The sequence below is a fragment of the Paraburkholderia dioscoreae genome (genome assembly GCF_902459535.1).
GTDB classification, from domain to species: Bacteria; Pseudomonadota; Gammaproteobacteria; order Burkholderiales; family Burkholderiaceae; genus Paraburkholderia; species Paraburkholderia dioscoreae.
In genome coordinates this window covers 194292-204567 of the sequence record NZ_LR699555.1, presented here as the reverse complement: position 1 = coordinate 204567, position 10276 = coordinate 194292, and the positions used below count along the sequence as shown (strand labels likewise).

At 60.6% G+C, this 10276-nt stretch carries 12 protein-coding genes, 1 tRNA gene and 1 pseudogene; 7 read left to right on the top strand and 7 right to left on the bottom strand.

The annotated features are described in order from the left end of the window. Window positions 1-28: 28 nt before the first annotated feature. A complete protein-coding gene (locus tag PDMSB3_RS36855) occupies window positions 29-712 on the bottom strand; it encodes a type 1 glutamine amidotransferase domain-containing protein (RefSeq protein WP_165190115.1) in 684 nt (227 codons plus the stop codon). Between the two features lie 185 nt (window positions 713-897). Further along, window positions 898-1551 (bottom strand): BON domain-containing protein, encoded by a 654-nt coding sequence (locus PDMSB3_RS36850; protein WP_165190113.1) that lies wholly within the window; start codon window positions 1549-1551, stop codon window positions 898-900. Between the two features lie 436 nt (window positions 1552-1987). Between PDMSB3_RS36850 and PDMSB3_RS36845 the strand changes: the two genes are divergently transcribed. After that, window positions 1988-2518: a DUF1269 domain-containing protein gene (locus tag PDMSB3_RS36845; RefSeq protein ID WP_165190111.1), complete on the top strand. Its 531-nt coding sequence runs from the start codon at window positions 1988-1990 to the stop codon at window positions 2516-2518. Window positions 2519-2770: 252 nt separating this feature from the next. Then, window positions 2771-2831 (top strand) — tRNA-OTHER (locus tag PDMSB3_RS36840). A gap of 354 nt (window positions 2832-3185) precedes the next feature. Here the strand turns inward: PDMSB3_RS36840 and PDMSB3_RS36835 are convergent. Continuing rightward, window positions 3186-3374, bottom strand: coding sequence for a hypothetical protein (locus tag PDMSB3_RS36835; protein WP_165190109.1), 189 nt, complete (start codon window positions 3372-3374; stop codon window positions 3186-3188). A gap of 55 nt (window positions 3375-3429) precedes the next feature. Between PDMSB3_RS36835 and PDMSB3_RS36830 the strand changes: the two genes are divergently transcribed. The 5 genes from PDMSB3_RS36830 to PDMSB3_RS36810 all read left to right on the top strand — a co-directional run bounded on the left by PDMSB3_RS36830 (window position 3430) and on the right by PDMSB3_RS36810 (window position 6321). Then, window positions 3430-3591 (top strand): hypothetical protein, encoded by a 162-nt coding sequence (locus tag PDMSB3_RS36830; RefSeq protein WP_165190107.1) that lies wholly within the window; start codon window positions 3430-3432, stop codon window positions 3589-3591. Between the two features lie 929 nt (window positions 3592-4520). Beyond that, the gene (locus PDMSB3_RS38520; protein WP_197740329.1) at window positions 4521-4742 is read left to right on the top strand and encodes a hypothetical protein; all 222 of its coding nucleotides are present in this window, start codon (window positions 4521-4523) and stop codon (window positions 4740-4742) included. Window positions 4743-4825: 83 nt separating this feature from the next. Next, a complete protein-coding gene (locus PDMSB3_RS36820; protein ID WP_165190105.1) occupies window positions 4826-5155 on the top strand; it encodes a hypothetical protein in 330 nt (109 codons plus the stop codon). Window positions 5156-5173: 18 nt separating this feature from the next. Continuing rightward, window positions 5174-5680, top strand: coding sequence for a hypothetical protein (locus tag PDMSB3_RS36815; protein WP_165190103.1), 507 nt, complete (start codon window positions 5174-5176; stop codon window positions 5678-5680). A 146-nt stretch (window positions 5681-5826) separates the two neighbouring features. Further along, window positions 5827-6321 carry a carboxypeptidase regulatory-like domain-containing protein gene (locus PDMSB3_RS36810; RefSeq protein WP_165190101.1) on the top strand — a complete coding sequence of 165 codons (495 nt, stop codon included), beginning with the start codon at window positions 5827-5829 and terminating at the stop codon, window positions 6319-6321. A 432-nt stretch (window positions 6322-6753) separates the two neighbouring features. Here the strand turns inward: PDMSB3_RS36810 and PDMSB3_RS38540 are convergent. The 4 genes and pseudogenes from PDMSB3_RS38540 to PDMSB3_RS36800 all read right to left on the bottom strand — a co-directional run bounded on the left by PDMSB3_RS38540 (window position 6754) and on the right by PDMSB3_RS36800 (window position 9816). Continuing rightward, window positions 6754-7406 (bottom strand): annotated as a pseudogene (locus PDMSB3_RS38540) (Tn3 family transposase). Continuing rightward, entirely contained in the window at window positions 7406-7876 is a 471-nt protein-coding gene (locus PDMSB3_RS38535) for a Tn3 family transposase (protein WP_456093780.1), read from the bottom strand. The pseudogene PDMSB3_RS38540 and the gene PDMSB3_RS38535 overlap by 1 nt, the downstream one beginning before the upstream one ends. 272 nt (window positions 7877-8148) lie before the next feature. Then, a complete protein-coding gene (locus PDMSB3_RS38530; RefSeq protein WP_456093779.1) occupies window positions 8149-8778 on the bottom strand; it encodes a hypothetical protein in 630 nt (209 codons plus the stop codon). 471 nt (window positions 8779-9249) lie between these two features. Then, window positions 9250-9816, bottom strand: a complete 567-nt coding sequence (locus PDMSB3_RS36800; RefSeq protein ID WP_165190099.1) for a phosphate-starvation-inducible PsiE family protein — start codon at window positions 9814-9816, stop codon at window positions 9250-9252. Window positions 9817-10276: the final 460 nt, after the last annotated feature.

Genomic DNA, 10276 nt, shown 5'->3' with positions numbered 1-10276 from the left:
GACTCACTCCTTCAACTCAAGCGTCGTATCAGGCCATGCTCAGCCTCGAGAGCAGCGCTTTTGCTGCTGCTTCCGACGACGCGGGATTCTGGCCAGTAATCAGGTTTGCAGAGACAACCACGTAGGATTGCCAATCCGGCCCCTTCGAATACTTGCCTCCATTCTTCTTCAACATGTCCTCGACGAGGAAAGGCACCACTTCGGTAAGACCGACGGCCGCTTCTTCCGAATTGGCAAAGCCCGTTACGGGTTTCTCGCGCACAAGCGGAGAGCCATCGGACGCCTTTGCATGACGCAGCACACCGGGAGCATGGCAAACCGCGGCGACCGGCTTTCCCTCCGCATACATGGTTTCGATCAATGCGATCGACTGCGGATCTTCTGCCAGATCCCATACCGGTCCGTGCCCGCCGGGATAGAACACGGCGTCATAGTCCGCGGCCGAGACAGTTGACAGCTTAGCTGTATTTGCCAAAGCCGCTTGCACTTCCTTATCCTTCTTGAAACGCCGGCTCGCTTCGGTTTGCGAATCCGGATCGTCGCTCCTGGGGTCGAGGGGCGGCTGCCCGCCTTTTGGCGAAGCGAGTGTCATCTCGACGCCTGCGTCCTTGAACACGTAATAAGGTGCGGCAAACTCTTCGAGCCAGAATCCGGTTTTCCGGCCCGTATCGCCGAGCTGGTCGTGTGAAGTCAGTACCACCAGAATTTTCATGACAACCTCGCGAGTCCGTTCAATTCATTTTGCAACGAGCCGAAGAGTGGTGTCATCAACCCAAGTCATTCTGGCAGTATGCGGCTGTCAGGAGCGCTGAGGGGGTTTCCGGTTTTGGTGCTGCGTCCGTTCCCGCCCCTCGGCCACTGGCTATACAAGCGAGCCGCCCTGTCTCCAGTGGCCTGTCAGCGCCCGATGTTGATCCGGTTGTCGACGTGTATCACACCGGGGGCAAGCCATGCGACCCGCTCGGCCTCCTCGCGCTCGGCCCACGAGCGGACCGTACCACGCAGGACGACCTTATTGCCTTCGGCCTCGACCGTGATGTGCTGTGCGTCGACTTCCGCGTTGCGCTTGAACGCGTCCTCGATCTTGCGCTTGAGATCCTCGGGCTTGACCTTCGGCTTGATCTCGATCTCGTTCGTCAGGCCGGTCACGCCGCTCACCCGCAGCGCCGTGTCGGCCGCGCGGCGGCGCTGGTAGTCCCATTCGACTTCGCCCTTCAGCGTCACGTTTCCATCCCTGACGACCGCCTTGACGGTGTCCGCCGCATAAGGGAGCTCGGCCTTCAGTTGGGCAATGATCTCGCGCACGATCTCCGGATCGGGCCGTTTGTTGATCAGCGGCAACCGCACCTCCACATCGTTTGCCACCCCCCGCACGCCGCGCACACGCGTCGCATCCTCCTCGGCCTTGCGCCTTTGCCGGAAGCTGCGCGCGAAACCGGACAATGTGACCGCGCCTTCCTTGACCGCAACCCCGATATCTGATGGATCGATGTCCGGATCCCACTTCAGTTCGTACTCCACGTCCCGCTTGATGTCGTCGTCGGTTCTCATCGCTGCTCCTCGTCGGTTTGTTGATGGACTAACGCGCGCACGCGGGCCACGCGCAGCGCCACACGCATCCGTCCACGGTAGGACAACGGTAGGGCGCGCCGGGCCGATTTTCTTCCCTGCGCCTGCGCAATTTTTTCGGAATGCTGCCGTACGTTCACATCTGAAATCCGCGCAGCAGGAGCGCAGAGATCCGACACGTCTTCGCAGGAATGAGGAAGAAGTGCACCCGGCAAGAACCTAGTCTTGATGTCATAGTCATCGCATCAATGGCCCCGTCAACATCCGACGGTGCGGGCCGGCCGGGACACGCAAGGCTGGCTGGCACCGCCGCTGCTTTGCGGCGCGGTCGACCGGCTTGCGCGTTGCGCTGGGCATGAATTCAACCGTCTTGCCGCGGAAGGGCCTCGGCCTATTTCCCAGAGAAAGGAGCAAATCGATGAGCGATCTAGTCGTTGTAAGCTTCAAAGGCGAAGACACGGCCGACCAGGTGTTGACCAAGCTCCAGCAGATGCAAAAGGAGCACCTGATCGACCTTGAGGATGCCTGCATCGTGGTCCGTAGCGCAAAGGGCAAGGTACACCTCAAGCAAGCCGTCGATCTAGTCAAGATCGGCGCGCTCAGCGGTGCGGCTTGGGGCGGTATGTTTGGCGCGCTGGTTGGGCTGATGTTGCTCAATCCGCTCGTCGGGCTGGCAACGGGCATGGCCATCGGTGCTAGCACGGGCGCGTTGTCGGGCGCGCTCTCGGACTATGGAATCGATGACGATTTCATGCGTTCGACGGGCCAGAATATTGAGCCGGGTTCGTCGGCGCTCTTCATCCTCGTGCGTCGCGTGAATTTCGACAAGGTCCTCCCAGAGCTGAAGCCTTTCGGCGGAAAGATATTAAAGACGTCTCTCACGAACGATCAGGAGGAACGCCTGAAGAAGGCGCTAGAGAGCCTGAACAGCAGCGGCACGACAGCATGAGCCCCCCTGCGCTGCATCAGGGTTGTGATCTTGAATTCTGTTCAAGTTCGCATCTGGGTCGGATCAGCGCTCCGACCACTATGCGGACCATACCGTGTGGACGTCGATCACATCGACGCGCCGTTCGACATTGGAGGGTGCTCACGCTTAAACTTCCGAAGACTGATACGACTGCATCTGGAGGCCGGAAAATCGAAATTCAGCAGTTGCGCGAACTGAGCGTCGGCCGGGCAAGGTCTCTTTCGGGTCTTGAGCTCCGAAGGTAGAGCAACGGATTTTTATCCGTTGGTCACCGGTTCGAATCCAGTACGGCGCGTCCCGTGGAGGACGGTATGCAAGCAGGAAGCACCACTATTGCGGCGCTCGCAGCGGTCGTCCTGACAGGGCTCGTCTATGTGAATTGCCCACAGATAAGATCGCTATGCGCCGAAGGCAAGGCACTCGACATAGTCGTCTGCGCTGCGTCTAAGATCCAGGTCGCTTGTAAGACGGAAGCGCGCCGGAAGTACAAAATGTGTGTGAAACGAGCGACATGTTCCCTTTAGGTAATGCCCGCCGTTAGCGTTCGGGTTCCAAGGCGCACAAAGCGCCGCCAAATCGAGAAACCCGGGGAGCATCTGCATGCCAGATCGTGCGTCAGAAAGGCGAGCCTTTCAGGCTTGTCAACTCAGAACCGATCTTCGCGAGCAGCTTGTTGGGCGCGATGCCGGGGTCGAGCATCCCCTGCTTCATGCACGCGCCGATCTCTCGCGCCCCCCGGCAGATCGGTGACGTCGATCTGAATGTCGTTGATGCCACGATTTTCGATCTGCGTGATGAAGATGGCGGTCTCCGCCTCCAATAGCCGTGATTGCATGCACACAACGCCGCTGCAATAGCGAAATTCCGCTGGTTCCCTTATGGAGGGCAACATGACAAAAACAGTCGCGTCGACCTCGGAAGTCGAAAGTCGAGGCCAGGAAGCGCCGATGACCCTGGACGAACAACTCGACGAAGCGCTCGAAGAGACCTTCCCTGCGAGCGATCCGATTGCTGTTCACCCTGAGCCCGAAAAACAACCTGCGAAGAACTAGACTCAGCCGTCGTCGGTACTGGAAAGCAACAGAGCGAGCTTCTCGACGGGCTGCAAACAGCGTTTCCAGTGTGCGTAGATTTGTTCGAGGCGCCCGCACAAGTCGGAAGGTCTCGCGGCCCAACGTGGAAATTTACCGTGATCGGGGGCTAGGCTTCAGGCCCATTTCCTTACGTTGACAGTGCCGTCCACGTTCGCGAAGTCGTCATGCTCACTCGCAAGGAAGGGCGGAACTAAAAGCAGCATTGCGCAATAACTGCGCAGGCAGAGGGAAGACATGCACGCCGGCACGCCTTACGATGGATGAATTCGCGTGGCGCGGCCCGCGTGCGCGCGTTAGTCCATCAACAAACCGACGAGCGCAGCGATGAGTACCGACGACAACATCAAGCGAGACAGACGTGGAGTACGAACTGAAGTGGGATCCGGACATCGATCCGTCAGACATCGGGGTCGCGGTCAAGGACGGCGCGGTCACGTTGTCTGCTCGGCTTGCTGCCCGAGCAGCTGACGGTGAACACGGTTGCGCAGGCCGAGGTCAATCTGAATTTTGGCGTCTATGAACGCCTGCTCGCACAAAACTCGGCTCGGTGCCGTCGATTCAGTATGCGAAATTCACAATTTCGCCCTGGACGGCTTGTTACGAACCGAGGCCTTGGCGGTCAGGAGCGGCTAAGAAATCACCGCGTCGAGCCCTCGTTTTTTCAAGGGCACAGGGCGGCGATCGACGGCTGTCCCGACAGCCGTCGCGCCCCTGCGGCTATCCGGCACCCCCTTGAAATTTCGCGCGGGTGTTCCTATTCTGGGATTCGCTCAGGCAGTCGCGTTATCGCGCTGCGTGTTTCGATTTGTTTGCCAGAGGCCTGGCAGGTGAACTCGAGCGCGTATGCCCGTTCGCCTTCTTTTGGTAAATGCAAGGAGGACACGACCATGAGTGATCTCTACTTCGAGAGAGACCTCTTCGGCGAGTTCGACCGCTTTCAGCGGCGGATCGACGAACTCTTCTGGGGCTTCCTGTCCAGCATCCGCTCCGTCAGGCGCGGCGCCTTCGCGCCCGGCATGAAGCCGGAACAGCGCGGAAGCCCGCCGTGTGACAACCGGGAAAATCCAGTGATGCCACGGGTAATTCTGTTGCGCACAGGAATGGTTTAGCGTTCGTTACTGCTTTTTGTTACGGCGAATCAGTGCGGATTCGCGATTCATGTGTGTTCTATCTATTTGCTTAGGAGAACATTATGAAGTGGCTAAAAACTCTCATCATGCTGTTAGCTATTGCCGGCGGCTGCGCGAGCGGCGTAGTGCATGCCGCACGCGTCGGCGTCTTCGTCGGGCCGGTATACCCATACTACTACCCGGTGACCCCGGTTCCGTATTACTACCCGCCTGTCGTAGCCGTACCGGCCGTCCCGGACAACTACGTCGAACAAGGGCAGCCGTCAGCCGGACAGGCGCGACCAGGCGGGTCCTGGTACTACTGCGACGCGTCGAAAGCTTACTACCCGTATGTGAAGGAATGCCCTGGTGGGTGGCGTGAAGTGCCGGGCCAGCCAGCATCATCCAATTGACGATCCGGGGAATACGAAATGAAACGTTCTGCGTTCGCCCTACTCGCCTCGCTGACCTGCGTGAGCGCCTGCACGATCGCGCCGACGGCTCCGAGCGTCATGGCACTGCCGGGCACCGGCAAGACGCTTGATCAGTTCCGCATCGACGACGGCTCGTGCAGGCAATTTGCATCCGAGCAGGTGGGCGGAGTCTCCGCAAACCAGGCTGCGACGACCAGCGCGGTGGGCAGCGCCGCGGTAGGTACTGCACTCGGCGCGGCTGCAGGCGCGACGTTCAACGGCGGCCGTGGCGCTGCCGTGGGCGCGGGTGCCGGCTTGCTTGCGGGTAGCGTGCTCGGCGCTGGCGCTGCGCAAACCACCGCGGACGATGTGCAGCGTCGCTACGACTACGCATACAAGCAATGCATGTATGCGGCCGGCGATCGCGTTCCGCTCCCCGGCCAGATGATGACCGCGCCGGCCACCGGTCGCTATGTGCCCGCGCCACCACCTCCCCCGGGTTCGCCGCCGCCTCCGGCGAGCTGATCATGAGGCACACTGCATTGGTGTGGCGGCTCGGAGGTAAATAGCCGGTTCGTAACAGGAGAGCGCAGTCCCGTCGATCAACGAGGGCGGGCGCGTACCAGCGATTTTCCGTGCAATCCAGACGTTCAGATATAAGGAGGGATGCTATGAAAGCACAAAGCAACAAGCGTATGGCTGTCGCCGCGGCCCTCGCGGCTGCGTTCGCGTTCGGCCCCGCCGGCACCGCGTTTGCGGCGCAGGCCACTGGAGCGGTCGGCGGCACCGTCACCGACAGCGGTGCCGGCAACGCAAACGGCGGAGGCTTGCCGCAGATCCAGCAACAGGGCGACGTGTCCTACGTGTCGGGCGGCGTCGGCCAGGACGAATCGTCGGCGCTGAAGCGCGCGCGAAGCCACTGGCCGCTATCGATGCAGTTTATCGGACCGGGATCGGACTTTCTCGCTGATGTCCACGTCCGGATTGTCGACGCACATAACAACGAGGTGCTGCAAGCCGATTCGCTCGGCCCGTTCATGCTGGTCAAGCTGCGTCCCGGCCGCTATACGGTGCACGCGACCTACAAGGACCGTGATCAGACGAAGACCGTCAGCATTGCCAGCAAAGGCAGCACGCAGGCGGCGTTCTACTGGAACGTCGAATAGCGCGCTGGAAGATCGTCCAGGCGGGCCAGGTTTCGCCGCTAGTGAATTGCCACGGGGCTCGCCCCGTGGCTTTTGTTTTTAGCGGCTGCATGCCGTTTTGCCACCCGTCGCCTGGCCGCTTGTGGGCGCGCAGAATTGGCTGTCACGCGCCGGCGCGCTGCCGCACACGACATCAGGCTACGACTGCAGTGTCCACACAGTGCTTGCTTGCGCAGCACAGTAGAACTGTTTGCCGACGGATGCGGTAATACGTCTGCCCAACCGATGCTGACGAACACTTGCCCTTTTTTCTAGGCGAAGGGCCGGTAAGGGTCAGGGGTGATCCCTCCGCCCCTTCGGAAGCGGACATCCACGTCGCGGTGCTGGTTGACCTTTGCCCGCGATCCGTGACGACGCTTGCCCGGGATCGTTAAAAATCCGCCATATCTCAGTCTAGGCAGCTGACCTGAATGCGAAATCGATGATCGGATCGAGCGGCGGAACGGGGCGTAGGAGATCCAGCAGATAGTCCCCGAACCGGTTGATGTGCTCGCGCCGGTACGGCGACAGCACCTTGAGGATCTCGGCGTCGACCGGATGCCCTTTCTCCTGCAATTCCTTCAGCTTGCGCGACATCCACTGGATGTTGTACAGGATCACCATATTTGCGACAAGTGGTTGTACTTGATCACCTTGCGCTGCTCGCGCCGGACGTTTTCAGCGATAACGCCTTCGCCACCGAACATTAGCCACTGAGCGAAGTCGTTGAACTGCTCGCTCTTGTTGGTCGCCGCGTGAATCGTGCGACGCAGCTCCGGGTCCTTGAGATATTTCAGCAGGAACAACTTCCGGATCACGCGCCCCAGCTCCCGGAATGCGAAGTAGACCTTGCTTTTCGTGCTCTCCGAGTCGAGGCGGCGAAGGATCCTCGACGGCGTCATCCTGCCCGCCTTGATCGACACCACAACGCGCATCATGTCGGCATAGTGCCGTTCGATCAGCGCCCAGTCAATCGCCTGACGGCACAAGCTGTCGATGTGCTTGTATTTGCGACGCCGGTCAGCCTTGTACAGCACGAGATCCTTGATGTTGCGCATGCGCGGCATCAGGTTGACTCCCACCACGTACGACAGACCGAAGACCGGACCGCTTTGCGCCGGCGTTCGCCGTGGATCGTACCGGGCTTGATGTCGGCGCCGTTCAGGATCAGCCCATCGACGTTGTAGACGGCTTCGTGGACGCCGCACGGGTGAAGTGACTGAACAGCGCGATGTACATGTCGGATACGTGATAGCAGCCGATCCCGCTGTATCCACCGTAGCGCACGTGATACTCGGACAGCAGGTTCTGCTCGTACAGGACTGCACTTGGTGCCGTCGGCCGACGCGCGCTTCCCGCTGCCCCAGTATTTTGGCAACGCGAACCGGTTGTACGCGTTGATCACCTTCACGTTCGCCTTGTCGAGTCGCTCCTCCGGGACGTGTTTCAGGTTCAGCCAGGCGACCTCTTTGCGAGTGAGCCCTTTCACCGAGCGCGCCGTCTGGCTCTGACCGAGGTTGCCGCCGTAGCAGAACAGCGTCGTGATGAAACGCTTGCGCGGATCGTCAATCTTCGCGTCAAACCCGGACAGCGGGCCAACAGTTTATGCAGGTCGAGCCACTGCTCGGTTTCGGTGAGGAGATCCAGGATGCTGAGCTGCGGCATCGACGCCGTGATGGCCTGATAGATCAGCGTGCGGTTCGCCGGCTCCGCGCTCCTTGCCCGGCTTGTGAATGACGAGTTCCTCATCGACGAACTCGATGCTGTCGTTTGCCGGGAAGTTCGCATCGGCCTCGTCGAGCGCTGCGTTCAGCCTGTCTCGCAGATCCTTCGCGAAGCTCTTGCCGTCCGTGGGCAAGCCCACGATCTCGCAGTAGCGCGGCAGCTCACGCCGGAATGCTCGTCGGAGACCTGATGCACCCGATAATCGTCGAAGCGATCACTACCCTCGACGTAAAGATCGCCGGAAATCAGTTCCCGCATGATCTGGCTGAAGACACCCAGCTCGAAGAACCGGCGGAGCAGCATCCGGCTGTCGCGGTCGTGCGGGAACACCGCGTGCCTCCACTTCTCCGGCAACCAGTCCAGCGGCAGGTTCGCGAGGTCCTTGTCGGTCAGCAGCAGGCATTCGCGGAGCGCGTTCCGGAAACCTTGCAGCCACGCGAGCGCGACTAGCACCGCGCCGTCCTGCGAGTTCGATTGCAGCGGCAGCACGTCCAGGCGCATGAACAGCAGCGAGCACTGGGTGCGGTACGGCACAAGCATGAACGGCAGATCGAACTGCCCGGCATAAGCGATGTGCTCGTTGCATTGCGCGAGCGCTTCGGCCGGGTCGCCGAGCGACTCGCGGATTTTCGGCAACCGGTTGCGCTCCGATACGTCCTCATCCTGGAGAATCTGTAGGACGTCTCGGAACTGCCCGACCAGTTCCTCCAGCACATCGGCGTGTTCAAGCTGGTATTTCTGCAGCCGGACCCGGTCAGATCAGCTAGCGTCCGGATGCCATGCTGATACAGCACTGGCTGGCAGCCAGACATCGACCGAATCGCTCACCTGCGGTTGTGGGATCGCAAGCGTTGGCAGGATATCCAGCGCTTGGGTCGCGGCCTCGCGATGACGGAACCGCTCGCCCACCGCGCACTGGAGCAGCCGGGCCAGATCGGCGCGATGCCGGCTGAGGGCGACAGACGTGTCGAAAGCGGCGGAACGCAGTCGTCGTTATAGCGCCAACGATTACCGACGCGATGACAACGATGAAATGAGGGAGACGAGCGAGGCAGTCAATAACGACCGCATTCCCGCAGCCGCCTCGGACTTGCAACCGGAGACGGCCGGACTTCGCGTGACCGTCGACGCCGTCGCCAGATTGACGCTTACGCTGCCATAACGTGACGAGCATGGCGAGTCGGGTCAATTGTCGCGCTGCCCGCCCTCACCGGGCCGTACGGCTTGCTGTCGCTGCGCGTGCGCCACGCGATCGCGCTCCGCTTGCACGGCGGCCGTCCCGTCGACCGGGTCATCACGCTGCCGCATCAGCCAGTAGACGCTCCCCAGCGCCACCAGCGCAAACGCAAGCGCCGCGATCTGGGCGGGCGCACTGGCCGGATCGAGAATGATGAATTTGCGGGCGATAGCCAGCAGCGCAACCAGAAGCACCGTTTTGACCTGCACGATGTGATCGCGCCGCGCCATCACGCGCGTAATCGAATGCTTGAACTCCATAGCGATGAGCAGCGTCATGACCATGCCGAAGATGGTCTGATATACCGCGTGATCCAGCGGGTTCAGCGCGTCCGAAACCAGCAATGAAATCACCGCGCGAATCAACTGCCAGAGCGACACGAGGATGATGATAGAAATCACGACGCTCAGCACATGCGCGACAAGCTGCTCGAATCGTTCATAAAAGGTGAGCATGTCCCACTGCAGACGCAACGCATCGAGATCCTTGCGCAGCCAGCTTTTCTTTGTTTCCATGATTTGGCTCCCGGGCGGCCGTCGCTGCGCCGCGTACGCACCGTGCGCGTGCATGGATTGCGCATGCGCCGTGCTCAGTTCATTCGACGGTCGCGTAACGCACATGCTACGGTCCTTCGCGTTTGCGCGGGTTCTTTGCGGATAGCTGCCCAAAGTAGAACTGACGTATTCAGTTACTGATAAGAGAGGTCGAACTATTTGCGCTTCTGATACAGGGTACCTGTCATCTACTCGAAGGGGTGCCAGGCTTGAAGCAGCAGGTCCATGCACTGTACCCTGAAGAGCGCAATATGGAATACGCCATTTGGGCAGCGCCCATCAGGGATTACGTCACTAACCGCCCCACCCAGGATGCGCCGACCGGTCGTCAACCGCTCATACGATCTATGCAGGTCTTGGGAGGCATCGCGTGACGCACGGTTCAATGCAGCCCCGCGCGCGTCACGCGCGGCTTTTTCGC

Bases quoted from the DNA above. Each gene is read 5' to 3' on its own strand.
- PDMSB3_RS36855 (WP_165190115.1), bottom strand. From the start codon at position 712: ATGAAAATTCTGGTGGTACTGACTTCACACGACCAGCTCGGCGATACG.
- PDMSB3_RS36845 (WP_165190111.1), top strand. From the start codon at position 1,988: ATGAGCGATCTAGTCGTTGTAAGCTTCAAAGGCGAAGACACGGCCGAC.
- PDMSB3_RS36810 (WP_165190101.1), top strand. From the start codon at position 5,827: ATGAAAGCACAAAGCAACAAGCGTATGGCTGTCGCCGCGGCCCTCGCG.
- PDMSB3_RS36820 (WP_165190105.1), top strand. From the start codon at position 4,826: ATGAAGTGGCTAAAAACTCTCATCATGCTGTTAGCTATTGCCGGCGGC.
- PDMSB3_RS36815 (WP_165190103.1), top strand. From the start codon at position 5,174: ATGAAACGTTCTGCGTTCGCCCTACTCGCCTCGCTGACCTGCGTGAGC.
- PDMSB3_RS36800 (WP_165190099.1), bottom strand. From the start codon at position 9,816: ATGGAAACAAAGAAAAGCTGGCTGCGCAAGGATCTCGATGCGTTGCGT.
- PDMSB3_RS38520 (WP_197740329.1), top strand. From the start codon at position 4,521: ATGAGTGATCTCTACTTCGAGAGAGACCTCTTCGGCGAGTTCGACCGC.
- PDMSB3_RS36830 (WP_165190107.1), top strand. From the start codon at position 3,430: ATGACAAAAACAGTCGCGTCGACCTCGGAAGTCGAAAGTCGAGGCCAG.
- PDMSB3_RS36850 (WP_165190113.1), bottom strand. From the start codon at position 1,551: ATGAGAACCGACGACGACATCAAGCGGGACGTGGAGTACGAACTGAAG.
- PDMSB3_RS36835 (WP_165190109.1), bottom strand. From the start codon at position 3,374: ATGCAATCACGGCTATTGGAGGCGGAGACCGCCATCTTCATCACGCAG.